At 73.0% G+C, this 19494-nt stretch carries 22 protein-coding genes and 1 pseudogene; 13 read left to right on the top strand and 10 right to left on the bottom strand.

Going from position 1 to position 19494, the window contains the following annotated elements:
* The 3 genes from AOK09_RS26760 to AOK09_RS26750 all read right to left on the bottom strand — a co-directional run.
* The coding region (locus AOK09_RS26760; RefSeq protein WP_055589819.1) for a DUF5667 domain-containing protein at positions 1-1101 on the bottom strand (1101 nt) is incomplete at its 3' end.
* A 230-nt stretch (positions 1102-1331) separates the two neighbouring features.
* Positions 1332-2132 (bottom strand): ECF subfamily RNA polymerase sigma factor, BldN family, encoded by an 801-nt coding sequence (locus AOK09_RS26755; protein WP_055589818.1) that lies wholly within the window; start codon positions 2130-2132, stop codon positions 1332-1334.
* A 598-nt stretch (positions 2133-2730) separates the two neighbouring features.
* A complete protein-coding gene (locus AOK09_RS26750) occupies positions 2731-3741 on the bottom strand; it encodes an HAD family hydrolase (RefSeq protein ID WP_055589817.1) in 1011 nt (336 codons plus the stop codon).
* A gap of 191 nt (positions 3742-3932) precedes the next feature.
* Between AOK09_RS26750 and AOK09_RS26745 the strand changes: the two genes are divergently transcribed.
* The 7 genes from AOK09_RS26745 to hemB all read left to right on the top strand — a co-directional run bounded on the left by AOK09_RS26745 (position 3933) and on the right by hemB (position 11099).
* Complete coding sequence (locus AOK09_RS26745; protein WP_055589816.1) at positions 3933-4211, top strand: glutaredoxin family protein; 279 nt, start codon at positions 3933-3935, stop codon at positions 4209-4211.
* A gap of 105 nt (positions 4212-4316) precedes the next feature.
* Positions 4317-5057 (top strand): 3'-5' exonuclease, encoded by a 741-nt coding sequence (locus tag AOK09_RS26740; RefSeq protein WP_245687489.1) that lies wholly within the window; start codon positions 4317-4319, stop codon positions 5055-5057.
* Between the two features lie 101 nt (positions 5058-5158).
* Entirely contained in the window at positions 5159-5947 is a 789-nt protein-coding gene (locus tag AOK09_RS26735; protein ID WP_055589815.1) for a redox-sensing transcriptional repressor Rex, read from the top strand.
* The gene (locus tag AOK09_RS26730) at positions 5944-7308 is read left to right on the top strand and encodes a glutamyl-tRNA reductase (protein WP_055589814.1); all 1365 of its coding nucleotides are present in this window, start codon (positions 5944-5946) and stop codon (positions 7306-7308) included. The genes AOK09_RS26735 and AOK09_RS26730 overlap by 4 nt, the downstream gene beginning before the upstream one ends.
* Before the next feature lie 41 nt (positions 7309-7349).
* Positions 7350-8378, top strand: a complete 1029-nt coding sequence (gene hemC, locus AOK09_RS26725) for a hydroxymethylbilane synthase (protein ID WP_055589822.1) — start codon at positions 7350-7352, stop codon at positions 8376-8378.
* Positions 8375-10078 carry a bifunctional uroporphyrinogen-III C-methyltransferase/uroporphyrinogen-III synthase gene (locus tag AOK09_RS26720; RefSeq protein WP_055589813.1) on the top strand — a complete coding sequence of 568 codons (1704 nt, stop codon included), beginning with the start codon at positions 8375-8377 and terminating at the stop codon, positions 10076-10078. Before hemC ends, AOK09_RS26720 begins: the two co-directional genes overlap by 4 nt.
* A gap of 40 nt (positions 10079-10118) precedes the next feature.
* Entirely contained in the window at positions 10119-11099 is a 981-nt protein-coding gene (gene hemB, locus AOK09_RS26715) for a porphobilinogen synthase (RefSeq protein WP_055589812.1), read from the top strand.
* Positions 11100-11183: 84 nt separating this feature from the next.
* Here hemB and AOK09_RS26710 read toward each other — a convergent pair whose 3' ends face one another.
* The 3 genes from AOK09_RS26710 to AOK09_RS26700 form a co-directional block, all read right to left on the bottom strand.
* A complete protein-coding gene (locus AOK09_RS26710; protein WP_055589811.1) occupies positions 11184-11606 on the bottom strand; it encodes a hypothetical protein in 423 nt (140 codons plus the stop codon).
* Between the two features lie 91 nt (positions 11607-11697).
* Positions 11698-12084, bottom strand: coding sequence for a chaplin (locus AOK09_RS43505; protein WP_063796083.1), 387 nt, complete (start codon positions 12082-12084; stop codon positions 11698-11700).
* A 69-nt stretch (positions 12085-12153) separates the two neighbouring features.
* Positions 12154-12396 carry a chaplin gene (locus AOK09_RS26700; protein WP_055589810.1) on the bottom strand — a complete coding sequence of 81 codons (243 nt, stop codon included), beginning with the start codon at positions 12394-12396 and terminating at the stop codon, positions 12154-12156.
* Between the two features lie 594 nt (positions 12397-12990).
* On the opposite strand from AOK09_RS26700, the gene AOK09_RS26695 reads away from it, so the two are divergent.
* Together AOK09_RS26695 and AOK09_RS43500 are read left to right on the top strand one after the other, a co-directional pair.
* Positions 12991-13236 carry a chaplin gene (locus AOK09_RS26695; protein ID WP_055589809.1) on the top strand — a complete coding sequence of 82 codons (246 nt, stop codon included), beginning with the start codon at positions 12991-12993 and terminating at the stop codon, positions 13234-13236.
* Entirely contained in the window at positions 13124-13684 is a 561-nt protein-coding gene (locus AOK09_RS43500) for a lysozyme family protein (protein ID WP_322973215.1), read from the top strand. Before AOK09_RS26695 ends, AOK09_RS43500 begins: the two co-directional genes overlap by 113 nt.
* Positions 13685-13703: 19 nt before the next feature.
* On the opposite strand, the gene AOK09_RS26685 is transcribed toward AOK09_RS43500, so the two are convergent.
* Together AOK09_RS26685 and AOK09_RS26680 are read right to left on the bottom strand one after the other, a co-directional pair.
* Positions 13704-14429, bottom strand: coding sequence for a leucine-rich repeat domain-containing protein (locus tag AOK09_RS26685; protein WP_107101459.1), 726 nt, complete (start codon positions 14427-14429; stop codon positions 13704-13706).
* 4 nt (positions 14430-14433) lie between these two features.
* Positions 14434-15054: an O-methyltransferase gene (locus AOK09_RS26680; RefSeq protein WP_055589807.1), complete on the bottom strand. Its 621-nt coding sequence runs from the start codon at positions 15052-15054 to the stop codon at positions 14434-14436.
* Here AOK09_RS26680 and AOK09_RS43495 point away from each other — a divergent pair.
* Positions 14978-15493 (top strand): annotated as a pseudogene (locus AOK09_RS43495) (hypothetical protein); the annotation flags it as partial. The gene AOK09_RS26680 and the pseudogene AOK09_RS43495 sit on opposite strands and share 77 nt — an antisense overlap.
* A 19-nt stretch (positions 15494-15512) precedes the next feature.
* Positions 15513-15779, top strand: coding sequence for a hypothetical protein (locus AOK09_RS43490; RefSeq protein ID WP_322973214.1), 267 nt, complete (start codon positions 15513-15515; stop codon positions 15777-15779).
* Positions 15780-15858: 79 nt separating this feature from the next.
* Here AOK09_RS43490 and AOK09_RS26670 read toward each other — a convergent pair whose 3' ends face one another.
* Both AOK09_RS26670 and AOK09_RS26665 read right to left on the bottom strand, forming a co-directional pair.
* Positions 15859-16440 carry a DUF4262 domain-containing protein gene (locus tag AOK09_RS26670; RefSeq protein ID WP_055589806.1) on the bottom strand — a complete coding sequence of 194 codons (582 nt, stop codon included), beginning with the start codon at positions 16438-16440 and terminating at the stop codon, positions 15859-15861.
* Positions 16441-16600: 160 nt separating this feature from the next.
* The gene (locus AOK09_RS26665; protein WP_407675441.1) at positions 16601-17227 is read right to left on the bottom strand and encodes a hypothetical protein; all 627 of its coding nucleotides are present in this window, start codon (positions 17225-17227) and stop codon (positions 16601-16603) included.
* A 135-nt stretch (positions 17228-17362) separates the two neighbouring features.
* Here AOK09_RS26665 and hemL point away from each other — a divergent pair, with 135 nt between their 5' ends.
* Positions 17363-18694, top strand: coding sequence for a glutamate-1-semialdehyde 2,1-aminomutase (gene hemL / locus AOK09_RS26660; RefSeq protein ID WP_055589804.1), 1332 nt, complete (start codon positions 17363-17365; stop codon positions 18692-18694).
* 83 nt (positions 18695-18777) lie between these two features.
* On the top strand, positions 18778-19425 hold the full coding sequence (locus AOK09_RS26655) for a histidine phosphatase family protein (protein WP_055589820.1): 648 nt from the start codon (positions 18778-18780) through the stop codon (positions 19423-19425).
* Positions 19426-19494: the final 69 nt, after the last annotated feature.

Genomic DNA, 19494 nt, shown 5'->3' with positions numbered 1-19494 from the left:
GTCCACCAGGCCGCCCACCCCGCCCGCCGGCGTGGCGCCGGGCGTGGGGGAGCCGGAGGGGCCCGTGGGGGTGGCACCGCTGGATGCACGGGGCGATGCGCTGTCGTCGTCGCCGGGTGCCCGGGTGCCGGGGGTGGAGCGGCCGCTGCTCGTACCGCCGCCGCCGCGGTGGTCGCCGTCGCCCGCCGTGCCGTCCTCGCCGCCGCCCTGCCGGGACGAGTCGAGGAAGTGCAGTGGCGCGACGTCCGCCGTTATGTCGTCGAGCAGCTGGGTCACCTGGGAGGCCACCGGGGCCAGCTGCTGGGGCAGTTGGCGACGGAGGGCGGGCCACTGGTCGTCCTGGGAGCGGGCGAAGACGGCCAGCCTGCGCATCGGGTCCAGGGACCCGTTGGAACGGTAGACGGACCAGAGCAGCCTGCGTCCGCTGGTGCCCTCGGTGTGCATGTCGGCCAGGGCCTTGCGGATCTGCTCCACGGTGGCCGGGCTGAGGATCGCCGAGGAGCCGCCCGCGCCGCCGGAGCGGACCACCAGCTGCCGTGCCTCGGCCATCCGGGTGGACGCCTGGTCCAGCAGCAGCGCGCCGCGCTCGCTGTCGGATCCGGCCCAGTCCAGCTGCCAGCCCTCCAGGCTGCGCTTCATCCCGTACAGGGCGTCGCCGGGCAGCGCTCCGGTGCTGGCCATGGCCACCCCGGCGAAGCCGCCGACGGCGATCCCGGCGACCAGGCCGCCGGCCGCGAGGCGGCGGCCCCAGCGGGTGCGGGGCCGCAGCCGGGCCGCCGCGCCGCTGACGGCCGCGGTCGCCCGGTGGGCGCCGCGGCGCTGGGCCGGGACGCCCGGCCCGCTGCCCTCGGCGACCGCCTGTTCGAAGGCGGCCACCAGCCGGGCCCGCTGCACCGTGCGCACCTCGGGGTCGAGGGCCGGTGCGGGTACCGCGTGGGCGGCCAGCACATCAGCGGTGGCGAGCAGTTCCGCCATGGCGGTGGAGTGGCCGCGGGCGGGGGCGTCGTCGACGCCTCCGTTCCGCCGGTCGGCGCTCTGGTGCTCCGTCAACGCCTCGGCGAAGGCCTTCGCCCGCCGGTGCTCAAGCACGTTCGCTGTCACGGGTCGCACCTCCTCTCGTCGTTGTCGACACCCCGGCCGGTCGGACAGTTGCCCTCCGCCGCCCCGAACCACCCGTAGAGTGAGGCACCTCCGGGGCTGCCGATCGCGTCCGGAGGGGGACCGGACTGCCGGACGCCGCCCCGGTGGGGGCTTGCATGCTGGGCAACGAGCAGTGGCGGGCGTCGGTTACGCACGCCTGATCATGTGACCGACGATTCATCCTGGCGTGGTCACCGGGCGTCGCTGGGCAGCAGCCGGGCCAGGGTGCGTACGGCCCGGTACTGGAGGGTCTTGATGGCGCCCTCGTTCTTGCCCATCATCCGCGCGGTCTCGGCGACCGACAGCCCCTGCAGGAAGCGCAGCGTCACACACTCCCGCTGCTGGGGGTTGAGCTTGCGCACCGCCTCCAGCAGCGCCGCGTTGGAGAGCGACTCCAGCACGGACTCCTCGGGGCTGCGCTCGACTTCGTTGGCGTCGAGCATCTCCCCGGTGGTGACCTCCAGCCGGAAGCGGCTGGACTTGAAGTGGTCGGCCACCAGGTTGCGGGCGATGGTCACCAGCCAGGCGCCGAAGTCCCGCCCCTGCCAGGTGAAGGTGGAGATCCGCCGCAGGGCGCGCAGAAAGGTCTCACTGGTGAGGTCCTCGGCGGTGGCCCGCCCGCCGACCCGGTAGTAGATGTAGCGGTAGACCGTGTCGGAGTAGTGGTCGTAGAGCCTGCCGAAGGCCTCGCTCTCCCCGGCCTGGGCCCGCTCGACCAGCTCCATCACCGGGTTGTGCTCCGACTCGACCGGGGCCTGCCGGGAGCGGTGGCCCTGTGCCGTCCGGGGGCCCGGCGCGGTTCGGGCGCGGGTGCCGGGGGCGGTGCCGCTGCGCAGGACGGTGCCGGCGGGCAGCAGTGCGGGGGTGGCGGGAAGGAGCACCGGCGCGGCGGAAAGCAGCTGGTCCCGGACCAGGGTGCGCAGCAGGTCCAGCCCGGTGGCTCCGCAGGCGTCGTAGGGAGCGGGCGCGTCGTTCCGGACGTGTGGGTACACGGGACTCCCAGTGGCAGAACTGTATGCGTGCAGTGCGGGACCGCTCACCCACCGTGGTGACGTATGGGCTCCGGCGTGCGTCTGACGAGGATAACGCTTTGTGCAAGCACCGCTACACGGTGTCGCCAAAGTGGTCGCTTGAGTCTCTTCCGTTACGGCTCGATAGCTGAAAGTGGTCAAGCTGTCCGATGGGTGAGCGGCTATCAGTGATTCGAAGTGAACACTGGGTGACCGAATTTGTGAGGGAGCGGGCGGCGTTCCCTGCTTCGCACGGGTGTAACCCCCGAATTTCCGGCCCCTGCGAGCGATCGGATCCGGTCACCGCATCACGCCGCAACTCGGCATGGACCTGGGACCTGCGCCGCTCGGGTGGACGGAACGGTCAGGGGCGGGACACGCCGTACGGGCGGCGCGGCGGAACGGTCAGGGACGCGCGGCGCCGTACGGGCGGCCCTGCGCGCCGCCGGCCGGCCGGGCGCGGCGGTACAGGGCGTCGTATGCGTCGGGCAGGGCAGAGGCGGGGCAGAGGCCGGGCGCGGCCGCGCCGGGCGTGGCGCCGTACGGCGCGGCCCCGGCGCGGCGGGTGCGGGAGGCGGGGTCAGCGGCGCCTGCGGTAGAGGGCCAGCGCCGCCGCGGTGCCTCCGGCGGCGGCACCCAGCCCCGCCGCGGCGGGGATGCCGACCTTGGCGGCCTTGCGGCCGGTGCGGAAGTCCCGCACCCGCCACCCCTCGGCCCGGGCGTGCCGCCGCAGCGCGGTGTCCGGGTTGATCACATAGGGGTAGCCGACCAGCGACAGCATCGGGATGTCGTTGGACGAGTCGCTGTACGCCGCGCAGCGCTCCAGCTCCAGACCCTCCCGGCGGGCCAGCGCCCGTACCGCGGCGGCCTTGGCCGGCCCGTGCAGCGGCTCACCGACCAGCCGGCCGGTGTACACGCCGTCGACCGCCTCCGCAACAGTGCCCAGCGCGCCGGTCATGCCGAGCCGCCGGGCGATGATCCGTGCGGCCTCCTGCGGGGCGGCGGTCACCAGCCAGGTGCGCTGGCCCGCGTCCAGGTGCATCTGGACCAGTGCGCGGGTGCCGGGCCAGATCTTGTCGGCCATGACCTCCTCGAAGATCTCCTCGCAGATCACCTCGAGGTCGTCGACCCGCTTGCCCTCCACTATCCCCAGCGCGGTGTCCTGGGCCTCGGCCATGTGGCCCGGGTCCTCGGCGCCGTGCAGCCGGAACCAGGCCTGCTGCCAGACGAAGCGGGCCACGTCGCGGTGGGTGAAGAACTGCCGCTTGTAGAGGCCGAGGCCCAGATAGAAGATGGCGGCGCCCTGGAGCAGGGTGTTGTCGCAGTCGAAGAAGGCGGCCGCGCGCGGGTCGCCCGCGGCGGGCGGCTGCTCGGCGGCGCCGCCGGGGCCGGGCTTCTCGGCCCTCGTCCCCTTCTCGCGGTCCAGGAAGGGCAGCCCGCGGCGCCGCGCCGGTGAGTCCGCGGACTCCTGCCGCTGACGCTCGTCGGCGGTCGCGGCGGAGTGTGCGGCGTCGGCGGCGGCCTCGCCTGCCAGCACGGTCCGCTCCGTGACGGATCGCTTCCTGTGGGTGAGCCTACGCAGCGCAGCCATAGGGCGAGCATAGCCAGACAGACCGGGCAGACCGTTGCGCGGAGGTGCAGTCCGGGTCAACAGCGCGCGTCGGCGGTGTGACGCGGGCGGCGGGAGGCGGCGGTGGGCGGCGGCGGGGTGGCGAAGGACACATCGCCGGCAGTGCCCTCCGACGGCTGTGCCCAGGGCCCGCCCGGGAGCAGAATGGCCGGGTGAGTCCACTGCTGCGCCGAACCGAACGGCCCGATCCCGCCGACCGCACCGTGACCCTGGTCGGCAGGCCCGGCTGTCATCTGTGCGACGAGGCCCGCGAGGTGATCCGCCGGGTCACCGGCGAACTCGGCGCCGCCTTCGAGGAGCGCGACATCACCCAGGACGAGGAGCTGTACCGCCTCTACTGGGAGCAGATCCCGGTGACGCTGATCGACGGACGCCAGCACGACTTCTGGCGGGTCGACGAGAAGCGGCTGCGCAGCGCGCTGGTGCGCTGACCCGCCGTGGAGGTCCCGCCGTCGGCTTGTCGAATGTCCGGTTCGTCGGCTTACCATCTTAGGGTTTTAGGCCAATCGGGGGGTCGACCGGAGGAGAGGACCCGCGTGCTGCTCGGCCGACTCCAGGGGGCGCCCGCCGTGCCCCGCCCGGAGACGGCGGCCACGACCCGCACCGACCAGACCGGCTATGCCGTGGTGGACGTGGAGGCGACGGGGCGCAGCCCGTGGCGGCACCGGGTGGTGGAGGTCGGCGTCGTCGTACTGGACCGCTTCCTGCGGGCCGAGGCCGAGTTCACCACCCTGCTGGACCCCGACGGTCCGGTGGGCCCCACCCATGTGCACCGGATCACCCAGGACGAGGTGACGGGCGCCCCCCGCTTCGGCGATGTCGCGCCGCATCTGCTGGAACTGCTCTCCGGCCGGCTGCTGGTGGGCCACCACGTCAGCTGTGACCACGCGTTCCTGGAGCGTGAGTTCGCCCGGATCGGGGTGGCGCTGCCGCCCGTCCCCACCCTGTGCACCATGCGGCTGGCCCGCGACCAGCTGCCCGCGGCGGGCGGCTTCGGCCTGCGGGCCTGCACGGAGGCGGCCGGGCTGCCCCCGTACGCGGCGCACACCGCGCTGGGCGACGCCCGTGCCACCGCCGATCTGCTGCGCCACTGCGCCGCCGCCCGCCCCGGGCGCCCCACCCGCAGTGCGGAGTGGACCCGAGCGCTGCGCGAGGCGGCTGTGCTGGACTGGCCGAGCCTGGCGCCGGGCCGCGCACCGCTGCTGCGCCGCCGTGCCGCGCGGGCGAACGCCCCGGCGCCACTCCCGGTTCCGGGCCCCTCGGGAGGTGCGGCGTGATGCGCGTCACTGTTCGGGGACAAATCGGACACCATCTTTGTGCACACGTTCACAAACGCATAGCCTGGCTGCCAAAGCCCAGCTTCACCCTCAGGAGCATCGTGGCAACTGGCCGACCCACACACCCTGCCGACCGGCGCCGCCCGGCCAACCGTGGCCGAGGCATTCCGGAGGCCACGGTTGCGCGGCTGCCGCTCTATCTGCGCGCCCTGACCGCGCTGTCGGAGCGGTCCGTGCCCACGGTCTCCTCGGAGGAGCTCGCCTCCGCCGCCGGAGTGAACTCCGCCAAGCTGCGGAAGGACTTCTCCTACCTCGGTTCCTACGGGACCCGCGGGGTCGGCTACGACGTCGAGTACCTCGTGTACCAGATCTCCCGCGAGCTGGGCCTCACCCAGGACTGGCCCGTGGTGATCGTCGGTATCGGAAACCTGGGCCATGCGCTGGCCAACTACGGAGGCTTCGCATCCCGCGGCTTCCGGGTGGCGGCGCTGCTGGACGCCGACCCCGCCGTGGTCGGCTCCAGCGCGGCGGGCCTCCCGGTCCGCCACATGGACGAGCTGGAGCAGATCGCGGAGGAGGAACAGGTGTCGATCGGCGTCATCACCACGCCGCCCGGCGCCGCCCAGCAGGTCTGCGACCGGCTGGTCGCGGCGGGGGTCACCTCCATCCTGAACTTCGCGCCCACCGTGCTGTCGGTCCCCGACGGCGTGGACGTGCGCAAGGTCGACCTCTCCATAGAGCTGCAGATCCTGGCCTTCCACGAGCAGCGCAAGTCCGGCGAGGACGGCGCCGACCAGCCGGTCGCCGCGCCCGCCAAGGCCGCCGCCAAGCTGCGCCGCGCGGCGTCGACCGGGACGGACGGGGACTTCCCCGCCGTGATGCCGGCATGAGCCTCCTCGTCGTCGGCCTCAGCCACCGCACCACGCCCGTAGGGGTCCTGGAGCGGGCCGCCCTCACCGGTGAGGCCCGCCCCCGGCTGCTGCACGCCTCGGCCGCCTCCGCCACCGTGGCCGAGGCCGCCCTGCTGTCCACCTGCAACCGGATCGAGCTCTACGCCGACGTGGACAAGTTCCACGCCGGGGTCGCGGAGCTCTCCGGCCTGCTCGCCGAGCACAGCGGCGTCAGCCTGGAGGAACTCACCGCGCACCTCTACGTCCACTACGAGGACCGCGCCGTGCACCATCTCTTCTCGGTGGCGTGCGGGCTGGACTCGATGGTGGTCGGCGAGGGCCAGATCCTCGGGCAGATCCGTGACGCCCTGTCACTGGCCCAGGAGGAGCACACCGCGGCCCGCGGCCTCAACGAGCTCTTCCAGCAGGCCCTGCGGGTCGGCAAGCGCGCCCACAGCGAAACCGGCATCGACAAGGCCGGCCAGTCGCTGGTCACCTTCGGCCTGGAGCAGGTCGCCGCCGCCATCGGCCCGGTCGCCGGCAAGCGGGTCCTGGTGGTCGGTGCCGGCTCGATGAGCTCGCTCGCCGCCGCGACCCTCGACCGCGCGGGCGTCGCCGACCTGGCGATCGCCAACCGCACCCCGGAGCGCGCCGAGCGGCTCGCCGCGGGCCTGGGCGCCCGTACTGTTCCCTTCGACAAGGTCGCCGAGGCGATGGCCGACGCCGACCTGGTGGTCTCCTGCACCGGAGCCGCCGGGCTGGTCATCGGCGCCGAGCAGGTGCGCGCCGCCGTACGCGCCCGGAGCGCCCTCGACGGCGCCGGTCCGCTGGCGCTGCTGGACCTCGCGATGCCGCGCGATGTGGACGCCGAGGTGCACGCCGTGCCCGGCGCCCACCTGGTCGACATCGAGAGCCTCGCCGAGGCCGCCGCCGACCGCGACGGCGCGGTCGACGTCGACGCGGTGCGGGGCATCGTGGCGCACGAGGTCGAGGCGTTCGGTGCCGCCCAGCGTGCCGCCCGGATCACCCCGACCGTGGTCGCGCTGCGCACCATGGCCTCGGACGTGGTGCTGAGCGAGCTGGAGCGGCTGGACGGCCGGCTCCCCGACCTCGACCCGCGCTCCCGCGCGGAGATCGCGCAGACCGTGCGCCGGGTCGTCGACAAGCTGCTGCACGCCCCGACCGTGAGGGTCAAGCAGCTGGCCGGAGAGCCGGGCGGCGCCAACTACGCCGAGGCGCTGCGGGAGCTCTTCGATCTGGATCCCTCGGCCGTCGAGGCCGTGTCGGGCGCCCCCAAGCAGGCGACCGGGGCGCGGGCCGCCGGAGTGCAGGTCGCAGCCGCGAGGGGCGACATCCGATGAACCACCATCCAGGCAACCAGTACGACCGGGACGATCATGTCATGAATGGTCAACTTCGCACTACCCCAAGCGAGTTGAAGCAGCAGACGCTGAGGCTGGGCACCCGCCGCAGCGCACTGGCGACGGCCCAGTCGGGCATGGTCGCCGAGCAGGTCGCCGAACTCACCGGCCGCCCCGTCGAACTGGTGGAGATCACCACCTACGGGGACACCTCCCGTGAGCACCTGGCGCAGATCGGCGGCACCGGGGTCTTCGTCTCCGCACTCCGCGACGCCCTGCAGGGCGGCCGGATCGACCTCGCCGTGCACTCCCTCAAGGACCTCCCCACGGCGGCCCCCGACGGTCTGCTGCTGGCCGCCGTCCCGGTACGCGAGGACAGCCGCGACGCCCTGGTCGCCCGCGACGGCCTCACCCTGGTGGAGCTCGCCGAGAAGTGCGTCGCCCACGGCGACGGCCGCCCCGCCCGGATAGGCACCGGCTCCCCGCGCCGCATGGCGCAGCTCAACGCCTACGCCGCCGCGCACGGCCTGGCCGTCGAGACCGTCCCGATCCGCGGCAACGTCGACACCCGCATCGGCTACGTCCGCTCGGGCGAGCTCGACGCCGTCGTCCTGGCCGCCGCCGGCCTCAGCCGGCTCGGCCGCCTCTCCGAGGCCACCCAGCTGCTCGGGTTCGACCTGATGCTGCCCGCCCCCGGCCAGGGGGCGCTGGCGGTGGAGTGCGCCGCGCACGACACGCGGCTCGCCGCCGCCCTCGCCGCGCTCGACCACCGGCCCACCCGGGCCGCGGTCACCGCGGAGCGAGCCCTGCTCGCCGCCCTGGAGGCCGGCTGCTCCGCCCCCGTGGGCGCGCTGGCCACCGTGCTCGGGACCGACGGTCCTGCCACCGAACTGCGGCTGGAGGGCGTCGTCGGCACCCCCGACGGCACCACCCTGCTGCAGATGTCCACCACCGGTCCGATCGCTCTGGACGGGACCTTCGAGCAGCAGGCGGCGGCCCTCGGCCGCGACCTCGCCGCCCGGATGCTCGCCCGGGGCGCGGCCGGTCTGATGGGGGAGCGAGACCTGTGAGCCCCACCGCCAACACCGACGCCAACGGTCTTCGCAAGGCCGGTCCCGGCGGATCCGCCGGACGCTGCACCTTCCTGGGCGCCGGGCCCGGAGACCCCGGGCTGCTGACCCTCCGTGCGGTGGAGGTGCTGGGATCGGCCGACGTCCTGGTCGCCGACCCGCTCACCGCGGCAGCCGTGCGCACCCACTGCCCCGAGGGCGTGGAGGTGTACACCCCCGGCGGCACCACGGCCGAGGCCGACCCGGGGGACGCCGCCGCGGACACCGCGGAGTGGGGCGCCGCCGCGCTGGCCAAGGTGGTCTCCACCGCCGTCAAGGCCGGCAAGCACGTGGTCCGCACCGTCGACGGCGACCCCGGCCTGGACGGCCGGGCCGCCGAGGAGATGCTGGTCTGCGCCAAGGACCGGATCCCCTTCGAGGTCGTCCCCGGTGTCGCCCAGTCCGTCGGCGTGCCCGCGTACGCCGGAGTGCCGCTGCGCGGCGCCCGCGGGGCCGACGTCCGCTTCGTGGACGCCGCCACCCTGGACCCCCAGGGCTGGACCGACCTGGGCGGCTGCGACGCCACCCTGGTGGTCCGCACCACCCTGGGCCAGCTGCCGGCCGCCGCCACCGCCCTGGTGGCGCAGGGCCGCAAGCCGGACTCCGCCCTCTCGGCCACCCTGGGCGGCACCACCACCCGGCAGCGCACCTTCACCGCGACGCTGGCCACCATCGCCGCCGAGCTGAAGACCGCCAAGGTGCTGCCCTCCCCGGTGTCCGCACCGGTGGACCCGCTGACCCCGGTGATAGCCGTGGTGGGCGAGCAGGTGTCGATGCGCGACTCGCTCTCCTGGTTCGAGACCAAGCCGCTCTTCGGCTGGAACGTCCTGGTCCCCAGGACCAAGGAGCAGGCCGCCTCGCTCTCCGACCAGCTGCGCTCCTACGGCGCGGTCCCGCAGGAGGTGCCCACCATCGCGGTGGAGCCGCCGCGCACCCCGCAGCAGATGGAGCGGGCCATCAAGGGCCTGGTCACCGGACGCTACGAGTGGATCGCCTTCACCTCGGTCAACGCGGTGCGGGCGGTCCGTGAGAAGTTCGAGGAGTACGGGCTGGACGCCCGCGCCTTCGCCGGGATCAAGGTCGCCGCGGTCGGCGAGACCACGGCCCAGTCCCTGATCGACTTCGGCGTCAAGCCCGACCTGATGCCGTCCGGCGAGCAGTCCGCCGCCGGGCTGCTGGAGGACTGGCCGCCGTACGACCCGGTCTTCGACCCGATCGACCGGGTGCTGCTGCCCCGTGCCGACATCGCCACCGAGACCCTGGTGGCCGGCCTGATCGACCTCGGCTGGGAGGTGGACGACGTCACGGCCTACCGCACCGTGCGCGCCTCGCCGCCGCCGGCCGAGACCCGGGAGGCGATCAAGGGCGGCGGGTTCGACGCGGTGCTCTTCACCTCCTCCTCCACCGTGCGCAACCTGGTCGGCATCGCCGGCAAGCCGCACAATGTCACCGTCATCGCCTGCATCGGTCCCGCCACCGCCAAGACCGCCGAGGAGCACGGCCTGCGGGTCGACGTCCTCTCCCCGGCGCCCTCGGCCGCGGCGCTCGCCGAGGCCCTGGCCGAGTTCGGAGCGGCCCGCCGCGACGCCGCCCTGGAGGCCGGCGAGCAGGTGTACCGGCCGAGCGAGCGCCGTCCGGGCTCCCGCAGGAAGGCCCGCTGAAGGGCCCGCGAAGGGCCCGCTGAAAGGCAGACAACACGCCATGACCGGCTACCCCCTCCACCGCCCCCGCCGGCTGCGCACCACCCCCGCGGTGCGCCGCCTGGTCGCCGAGACCCGGCTGCACCCGGCTCAGCTGATCCTTCCCGCCTTCGTGCGGGAGGGCATCAGCGAGCCGGTGCCGATCGGCTCGATGCCCGGTGTCGTCCAGCACACCCGCGACACGCTGCGCAAGGCGGCGGTGGAGGCGGCCGAGGCGGGGGTCGGCGGCATCATGCTGTACGGCGTCCCGGCCGTGCAGGACGCCGTCGGCTCCGAGGGCACCAACCCGGACGGCATCCTCCAGCAGGCCATCCGCGATGTGGTCGGCGAGGTCGGCGACCAGGTGGTCGTGATGTCGGACCTCTGCCTGGACGAGTTCACCGACCACGGCCACTGCGGGGTGCTGGCGCCCGACGGCAGCGTGGACAACGACGCCACCCTGGAGCGCTACGCCGAGATGGCCGTGGTGCAGGCCGAGGCGGGCGTCCACATGGTCGGCCCGTCCGGGATGATGGACGGCCAGATCGGAGTGGTCCGCGAGGCCCTGGACGGCGCCGGGCACCAGGACGTCGCCATGCTCGCCTACACCGCCAAGTACGCCTCCGGCTTCTACGGGCCCTTCCGGGAGGCCGTGGGCTCCTCGCTCAAGGGCGACCGCAAGACCTACCAGCAGGACCCGGCCAACGCCCGCGAGGCGCTGCGCGAGCTGGAGCTGGACCTCGCCGAGGGCGCCGACCTGGTGATGGTCAAGCCCGCCATGGCCTATCTGGACATCCTGCGGCAGGTGGCCGACGCCTCCACGGTGCCGGTCGCCGCGTACCAGGTCTCCGGTGAGTACGCGATGGTGGAGGCCGCGGCGGCCAACGGCTGGATCGACCGCGACCGCGTGATCATGGAGACCCTGACCTCCATCCACCGGGCCGGCGCCGACCAGATCCTCACCTACTGGGCCGTCGAGGCCGCCCGTACCCTGCGGCAGTGACCGCGCGCAGCGACCGCTGACGCCCGAGGGGCCGGCTCCCGTGCTGGGAGCCGGCCCCTCGGGCGTCTGCCTGTCCGGTCGGGGTCAGCCCCGCAGCAGGCCGAAGAGCTGGCCGAGCACCGGCAGGTCCTTGAGGCCGCCGCCGCCGCTCAGGGGGGCGGTCAGCGGAAGGGTGCTGAGCGGCCGGGTGGCGCCGTTGGGGGTCTTGGGCTGTACGGCGACACCGTTGGTGAGCGGGTCCGCCCCCGAGTTCGCCCAGGGGTCCAGCCGCAGGTCCGTCACCGGCCGCAGCGCGGTGCCGGTGGTCTTGGTCAGGGTGCCCAGGGCCGCCTTGGTGTCCAGCGGCTGCAGTGCGGCACCCGGAGCCCGGGTCGCACTGGTCGGCGCGGCCGAACCGGCCGGCAGCGCCTCGGCCGCGAAGGCGGGCGTCTGCACGGCCAGCGCGCCGAGTACGGCGGCTCCGGCGGCGGCCACTGCGCGGCCTCCCGCGCGGGACAGGATCGTCATGGCTGTTGTCCTCTCCGGGTACTGATCGGGCGTACGGCGCTGCCCCTCGGGCTCTCGGGCTCCGAGGGGCAGCGCCTGACGGTTCCGACGATCAGTTGTCGTCGTCGTTGTCGCGGTTGTCGCGGCCGTTGTCGTTGCCGCGCGAGTGGAAGCCGCCGCCGCCGGCCTGCTCGCCGTGGCCGCTGAACTCGCCGCCGGACTCGTGGCCGCGGCCGAAGTGGCGACGGAAGTCGCCGGAGGCGTTGATGCAGGTGTTGCCGAAGGCCGGGTTGAGGATGCCGACGATGTTGACCGAGTTGCCGCAGAGGTTGATCGGGATGTCGATCGGAACCTGGACGACGTTGCCGGAGACGACACCCGGGCTGCCGACCGCGGCGGCCTCGGCGTCGGCGCCCTGGGCGGCGGCGGCGGTGGCGCCGGCCACGATCACGCCGAGGGAGGCGGCGGAGACGAAGACAGCCTTCTTGATGTTGCGCATGGAAAAACTCCTGGATCAGGTGGGATTACCGCCCGCACCGGGGGCCGGGCGGAGAACTCGGCGGCTGGTTCAGCCGACGTTGGCGCAGGTGTTGCCGAACGTCGGGTTGAGCAGCGCCAGAACGTTGATGCCGTTGCCGCACAGGTTGATCGGGATGTTGATCGGAACCTGGATCACGTTGCCGGACAGCACACCGGGGGATCCGACCGCGGCCGCCTCGGCGTCGCTGCTGGCGGACGCGGCAGTGGCACCGGCCAGAATCATTCCGGAGGCCGCGACCGTCACAACGGCAGCCTTCTTGAAAGAGCGCATGGTGGGAATTCCTCCGTCTTTCTGCCCGACCGTACGACGGCGGGCGACATACGAACGAGAATGCAACCCCCTGGGATGCGGGTATTTCGTTGCGATCACCCGTGCGGCCTATTCGGCGGTGTTTCGCCGGGGCGCAAGTCGGAGTGGTCGGACGATCACACACCGTTCCCAGAGAAGTGTGGGCACATGCCGCGATGCCTCGCATGTCGAGGCGGTCCTGCGGGTGGCGATCCGCCGTTGCGGGAGCTGCCCGAAGGGGCGACTAGCCGAGCGCGGCAACGCCGGCCCCGGCCTTGATGCGCGCCGCCTGCGGCATGTTGACGGCGCGTCCGGCAGGGGTCGTACTGGCGTTGTCGTGCATGGCCTGGTCTCCCGAGGTGGTGAATCAAGGACCTCGGGCTGGAGAACGAGCCATCGGCCGCCCGGGAACGGCCGGGCCCCGGGCGATCACCCGGATGGGCGGCAGTCCGGCGCCGATTGCTGCCTGCGAGTGAATCCGCGACCTCGGGCATGCCTTTGCGGCGGAGATCTCGTTGCTCAGGGGGAACGCCCAGTGCGTCCGGTTCGACATACAAGAGTACTAAGGAGATACCAATGAACGCGCCCAAGAAGGTGGCTGCCGTTTCCCTTGCCGCCGCCGGCCTGATCGCTGCGGGTGCGGGTTCCGCCATGGCGAGCTCGCAGGCCGAGGGTGCCGCGATCGGCTCGCCCGGCGTCATCTCCGGCAATGTCGTCCAGGTGCCGGTCTCGGTGCCGGTCAATGTCTGCGGCAACACCGTCAACATCCTCATCGCCGCCATCAACCCGGCCTTCGGCAACACCTGCGTCAACGCCGGCTGACCGACTGCTCCGAGCCGCCGTCACCCGCCGACCTCCCAGGGCGGCTGACGGCGGCTCGCTGCTGTCCGGGCACTTCGGCCGCGGGGGATTTCTGTCGTGTCCATCGACGCCGAACCGGGCTGGTGCTTCCCTCATCAGCGCCCTGGAGCACCTCCGGGTCGCCTGCAGCACCTTCTCGGGCCAGAGCGCATCGCAGTGGAACAACGGCGCCGTGCTCAACAGCAGTCTCAGCGCCGATGTGTCCTGCCTCCACCAGAGCCGGAACCACTGCGGCATTCACACCTGGTTCGCCGGACACCGCAACGGGGCCTCCGGTCTGAGCAACCCGGGCACCACCGACATCAACAACCACCGGAACGCGGTCCACTGGATCCAGGGCCAGCTCAACGGCAACTCGGCCAACCTCAGCAATGACACCCGCTACTGGGTGGCAGTCCCGGCCATCTGATGACGCGTCAATCAGCCTGTCACAGCAGTACCGTGCAGCCTCCCCGCGCCAGCTCGGCCAGCAGGTGCGGGGAGGCGTCCACGTCGTTCCACCGCAGGTCCAGCTTCTCCAGTGAGGGAAGCCCCAGCAGCCAGTCGGGCAGGGTGGTGATCCGGTTGCCGCGCAGATCCAGCCTCCGCAGCAGCGGCAGCCCGGCCAGCGGCTCCGGCACCCGGGTCAGGTCGTTCTCCCGCAGCTCCAGCTCCCTGAGCTCGCGCAGCCCGGCCATGGACGCGGGCAGCCCGCTGAGGGCGTTGCCGCGCAGCCACAGCTCCCGCAGCCGGCTCAGCCGCCCGATCGACCCGGGCAGCCCGGTCAGCCGGTTGTGTCCGGCCCGCAGCTCGACCAGCCCGGCCATGCCGCCGATCTCCTCGGGGAGTTCGGCCAGCCGGTTGTCGCCCACGTTGAGGTAGCGCAGCCCGGACAGCCGGCCGAGTGCGGCGGGAAGTTCCGTCAGCCGGTTGTCGTGCAGATAGAGGTAGTCGGTGAGCGCCGGCAGCGCGCCCAGCTGCCCGGGTACGGCGGTCAGCGCGTTGTGGCCGAGATCCAGGGTCCGCAGCCGGCTCAGCCGGCCGATCTGCTCCGGCAGCCGTCCGGTCAGCCCGGTCTCCGCGAGGATCAGCACCTCCACCTCGTCCGCCGCCCGCCACACTGCCTCGGGCACCGCCCCCAGGGGCTGCCGCCAGTAGTTCAGCCGGACGGCCAAGCCCTCACCGCCCCGGGTCCTGCGCCCGGCCGGGCTGCTCGGGCTGCCAGGTGCCGCGCACCGCCATCAGCAGGCCGCTGGACCAGTCGAGGCGGACCGTGCGCAGATCCCCACGGTCCTCCAGTACGGCCAGCAGGTGCTCCACGGCCGTGGCGTGGTCCTCCGGCCAGCCGGGCTGCGGGCGGAGGTCGTCGACCAGGTACGTCCCGCCGGGTGCCACCAGGTCCAGGGCCTCGTCGAGGTGGGTGAACTTGCCGGGCCAGGTGTCGGCGAAGACCAGGTCGAAGGGTTCACCGCGGTACCCCTCCAGCCATGCCCCGGCGTCCCCGGCCACCCACTCCACCCTGGGGTCGTCCGCCAACTGCCCCCGGGCGACCGTCTGGACGGCCTCGTCGAGCTCCACGGTGACCAGCCGGGAGGTCGCATCCATCCCGTGGAGCAGCCAGGCGGTGCCCTCGCCGACGCCGGTGCCGAGCTCCAGGACGCGGCCGCCGGGGCGGGCGCCGGCGAGCACGCTCAGCAGGCTGCCGGTGCGTTCCTCGCAGGACATGGTGAAGCCCGCGTTCAGGGCGGCGGCACGCAGTGTGTTCAGGGCGGCCGGGAACCGGCTCGGAGTGTCGTCCACGGCAGCAGCATGGTGGGGGCGGGCCCGGCGGCGCGAGACGATTATGCGACGCGATACGCGCGCTGACGGTCCATCGGAAGTCGGGGGAGCGGCCATGGCGGCGGAGAGCGGGTATGTGGAGGTCGGCTCCGAGCAGGAGCTCACCGAACTGCTGAGGCCGCCCACGGCCGCGGCGGCGGACAAGGTGCGGAACCGGCTGCACGAGTACGACCGGCGGTGGCTCGCCGTGTCGTCCTTCTGCGTGGTCGCCACCTCGGCCCCGGACGGCAGTTGCGACGCATCGCCCAAGGGCGACCCGGCGGGCTCCTTCACCCTGATCCTGGGCGACACCACCGTTGCCCTGCCCGAGCGGCCGGGCAACCGGCGGGCGGACGGGTTCCGCAACGTCCTCGGCAATCCGCAGGTGGGCCTGGTCCATATGATCCCCGGCCGCGCCGACACCCTGCGCATCAACGGGCGTGCCCGGCTGCTGCGGGACGCCCCCCTTCTTCGACCGGCTGGCCGTTCGGGGTCACCGTCCGCAGCTCGCCCTGCTGGTCGAGATCGCGGAGGTCTTCTGCCCCAAGGCCCTTCTCCGCTCAGGGCTGTGGAGACCCGACACCGGGGCGCCCGGGGCCGTGCCCTCCCGCGCCCGGATCTGCAAGGCGCTGGAGCGGCCGGACGCCGACCTGGCGGAGCTGGAGGCCCACTACGGCTCGGGATACGCCGACCACCTCTACGGCTGACCGTCCGGCAGCCCCGGGTGCGCGGTGACGCGGACCGGCCCGGGCCGTCGTCGGGGCAGCGCCGGGAGGGCGGGTGGCCTCAGGGAGCCTCCGCATCCCCGCAGGGCCGGTACCGAGGGGGCTCCGCATCCGCCCATGGGCCGGTGGACTCCTCCCGGGGCGTCCACAGGAGCGGCTGGGTGGCTCGGCAGGTCTCCTCGACTCCGTCGTCCCAGGGGAAGCGCCCCTGCCTGTCCGGCCAGAACATCTGCGTGATCGGCAGCGGCGGCCGCTGGTGGAAGTCGACGCCGGCACCGAAGAAGCTGGGGTACCAACTGGGGTGGACGGGCCGGATCGCGACCGGGAAGCCGCCGCCCAGGACGTCGCCGCGGCGCTGGTCCGGTTCGAGCGGATGCCCGTGGCGGATCCGCCCGGCGAGGACGTTGACGATGCGCATGCCGGTCTGCGAGGGGATGCCGAAGATGCTCACCTCGGGACTGCGCAGGGTGTGCCAGAGTCCGATGGAGTAGGACCAGTCGCCGGGCAGGTCACCGCCGGCCACCCCGTTGACGTTCCAGCCGTACTCGCGGATGTTCGCCGCGATACGGCTGTCGCGTGCGTCCCAGGCGGTTTCGTCGGCGGCGCTGTCGCAGAGCAGACAGCCGCAGTCGGGGAGGTCCATGACGGTGAGGCTACGGCGGCCGGTCGGAGGCCGGGACGCAGGGGTCGCCGGTGGTCGCGGACCACGGCGCCGCCGTGCACCCGCACCACGGCCCCGCCGGGCGTGCGGCCCTGCTCCCGGCTGCGCTGAGAGGAAGGTCACAGACTGCGGGACCCGCAGGTCAGGGCCAGACCAGGCAGAAGAGTTGGTGACCCGCGTCATGCAGACGGTTGGCGAAGTCCTGCCACTCGTGGAGCATCTTGTAGATGACGAAGGCGTCGCGCGGGCCGCGCCGGTCGGGGACGGTGGACCAGATGAAGGCGGCGGCGCCCAGCTCGGTCTCGTCGGCCTTGCGGAGCGGTTCGACGACACTGGACGGGAGCTGGACCACGGCGTAGTCGGGGTGCAGGACCACCAGTTCCAGGGGCGGGACCTGATGGAGGGGGACGCCCTTGATGCCGGTGAGGACCATGGCGCTCATGGTCTCCGGCTTGATCTTGGTGGAGAGGTGCCGGCCCACGGCGTCCTCGCGCTCGTAGGCGCGCTCCTCCGCCTCGATGCGCTCCTCGGCGCCGATGAGGTCGCCGAGGCGGCCCAGGGTGCCCAGCTCCCCGGCGTCGAGCCCGAGTCCGTCGCGGCCGAGTGCGGTGGGCACACGGGCGGCCGTGGCACGGTCGGGCGCGCCGAAGTACTTGTAGGTCACCCCCACGCGGCCACCACCTCCCCTTCCTCTCCCCGCCGAACCGGCGGCCCTCCGGGAGGGCCCCGCGGTCCCCTCGGAGTCGTCACGCTCGGACACTCGGACCATCCTCACCGGAATACGCCGAAACCGACAGACTAGGCGCTGCGGCCCGCCCGCTCAGCGGTACCGCAGGATGTACCCCGATCATCGTTCCAGATGATCGGGCAGGACATGCCGGTGGGAAGGACACGATTTGAGACCATGTCCTCTGTGAGCTACCCCTACGAAGCCCCAGTGTCCCAGACGTGGTTCGAGCGCGCCTCCATCGTCACCCCCGGCGGGGTCAACTCGCCGGTGCGTGCCTTCAAGGCCGTGGGCGGTACGCCCCGGTTCATGGTGTCCGGTACCGGTCCGTACCTCACCGATGCCGACGGTCGGCAGTATGTCGACCTGGTCTGCTCGTGGGGACCGATGATTCTCGGCCATTCCCACCCCGCGGTGCAGGAGGCCGTCCAGGCGGCCGTCGCCCGCGGCACCTCCTTCGGAACCCCCGGCCAGGGGGAGGTGGAGCTCGCGGAGGAGATCGTGGCGCGGGTCACACCGGTCGAGCAGGTGCGCCTGGTGTCGTCCGGCACCGAGGCGACCATGTCGGCGATCCGGTTGGCGCGCGGCTTCACCGGCCGGGCCAAGGTCGTCAAGTTCGCAGGTTGCTACCACGGTCATGTTGACGCCCTGCTGGCCGCCGCCGGTTCAGGTGTGGCGACTTTTGCCCTCCCGGACACCCCCGGAGTCACCGGTGCACAGGCCGGGGACACCATCGTGCTGCCCTACAACGACCTGGACGCGGTGCGGGCCGCCTTCGCCGCCCACCCGGGCGAGATCGCCTGTGTGATCACCGAGGCGTCCCCCGGCAACATGGGCGTGGTGCCGCCGCTGCCCGGCTTCAACAAGGGCCTCCACCAGCTCTGCCGGGAGAACGGCGCGCTCTTCGTCTCCGACGAGGTGATGACCGGCTTCCGGGTCTCCAGGGCCGGCTGGTACGGCCTGGAGGCGGCCCGTGAGGGCTGGGCGCCGGACCTGCTGACCTTCGGCAAGGTCATGGGCGGCGGCTTCCCGGCCGCGGCCTTCGGCGGCCGGGCCGAGGTGATGGCCCAGCTGGCCCCGGCCGGCCCGGTCTACCAGGCGGGCACCCTCTCCGGTAACCCGGTCGCCACCGCCGCCGGCCTGACCCAGCTGCGGCACTGCACCGACGAGGTGTACGCCACGGTGGACCGGGTCGCCGCCGAGGTCTCCGGGCTGGTGTCCGATGCGCTGACCAAGGAGGGCGTGGCGCACCGGGTGCAGACCGCGGGCAACATGTTCTCGGTCTTCTTCAGCGAGGCGCCGGTCACCGACTACGACGGGGCCAGGGCCCAGGAGGCGTTCCGCTTCACCCCGTTCTTCCACGCCATGCTGGCTCAGGGCGTCTATCTGCCGCCGTCCGCCTTCGAGTCCTGGTTCGTCTCCGCCTCCCACGACACCCAGGCCGTGGAGCGGATCGCGGCGGCGCTGCCGGTGGCGGCCCGTGCCGCGGCCGAGGCGCGCCCCGCGTAGTCTCGGACCGGCCTCCCACACCCCTCCCGTACCCCTAAGGAGCAGCTCAGGTGAGCAGCACAGACGTCACAGTGGTCCACCTCATGCGCCATGGCGAGGTGCACAACCCGGAGGGCGTGCTCTACGGCAGGCTGCCCGACTACCACCTGTCGGAGCTCGGCAAGGAGATGGCCGAGCGGGTGGCGGACCACCTGGCGGGGCGCGACATCACCCATGTCGTGGCCTCGCCGCTGGAGCGTGCGCAGGAGACCGCGGCGCCGATCGCCGCCGCGCACGGCCTGACCACCACGGTGGACGAGCGGCTGATCGAGGCGGAGAACATCTTCCAGGGCAAGACCTTCGGTGTCGGCGACGGCTCGCTGAAGAACCCCTCGCACTGGAAGCACCTCACCAACCCCTTCCGCCCGTCCTGGGGCGAGCCGTACATAGAGCAGGTGGTGCGGATGATGGGGGCGCTGGGTGCCGCCAGGGACGCGGCGCGCGGCCATGAGGCGGTGTGCGTCAGCCACCAGCTGCCGATCTGGGTGACCCGCTGCTTCGCGGAGCACCGGCGGCTGTGGCACGACCCGCGCAAGCGGCAGTGCTCCCTGGCGTCGCTGACCAGCTTCACCTACGAGGGCGACCGGATCGTCTCCATCGGCTACAGCGAGCCCGCACGCGATCTGCTGCCGGCCCACCTGACCGGCAAGGGCGGCAAGAACCAGCCGGTCGGGAAGTCCTTCGGCGCCTAGCCTCCCGCTCGTCAGTACGGCGTGCGCCGGGGGCGCGGGAATCGGTACGGGCTACAGCCCCACCTCTGC

This window comes from Peterkaempfera griseoplana (assembly GCF_001418575.1).
Lineage (GTDB): Bacteria > Actinomycetota > Actinomycetes > Streptomycetales > Streptomycetaceae > Peterkaempfera > Peterkaempfera griseoplana.
Note: the sequence above shows the minus strand (reverse complement) of the source record. Positions and strands in the feature narration are given on the sequence as shown.

Coding starts and splice junctions, on each gene's coding strand:
- AOK09_RS26695 (WP_055589809.1), top strand. CDS start 12,991: ATGAACGCGCCCAAGAAGGTGGCTGCCGTTTCCCTTGCCGCCGCCGGC.
- AOK09_RS26670 (WP_055589806.1), bottom strand. CDS start 16,440: ATGGACCTCCCCGACTGCGGCTGTCTGCTCTGCGACAGCGCCGCCGAC.
- AOK09_RS43500 (WP_322973215.1), top strand. CDS start 13,124: ATGTCGTCCAGGTGCCGGTCTCGGTGCCGGTCAATGTCTGCGGCAACA.
- AOK09_RS26700 (WP_055589810.1), bottom strand. CDS start 12,396: ATGCGCTCTTTCAAGAAGGCTGCCGTTGTGACGGTCGCGGCCTCCGGA.
- AOK09_RS43505 (WP_063796083.1), bottom strand. CDS start 12,084: ATGCGCAACATCAAGAAGGCTGTCTTCGTCTCCGCCGCCTCCCTCGGC.
- AOK09_RS26730 (WP_055589814.1), top strand. CDS start 5,944: ATGAGCCTCCTCGTCGTCGGCCTCAGCCACCGCACCACGCCCGTAGGG.
- hemL (WP_055589804.1), top strand. CDS start 17,363: ATGTCCTCTGTGAGCTACCCCTACGAAGCCCCAGTGTCCCAGACGTGG.
- AOK09_RS26750 (WP_055589817.1), bottom strand. CDS start 3,741: ATGGCTGCGCTGCGTAGGCTCACCCACAGGAAGCGATCCGTCACGGAG.
- AOK09_RS26710 (WP_055589811.1), bottom strand. CDS start 11,606: ATGACGATCCTGTCCCGCGCGGGAGGCCGCGCAGTGGCCGCCGCCGGA.
- hemC (WP_055589822.1), top strand. CDS start 7,350: ATGAATGGTCAACTTCGCACTACCCCAAGCGAGTTGAAGCAGCAGACG.
- hemB (WP_055589812.1), top strand. CDS start 10,119: ATGACCGGCTACCCCCTCCACCGCCCCCGCCGGCTGCGCACCACCCCC.
- AOK09_RS26655 (WP_055589820.1), top strand. CDS start 18,778: ATGCGCCATGGCGAGGTGCACAACCCGGAGGGCGTGCTCTACGGCAGG.
- AOK09_RS26665 (WP_407675441.1), bottom strand. CDS start 17,227: ATGGTCCGAGTGTCCGAGCGTGACGACTCCGAGGGGACCGCGGGGCCC.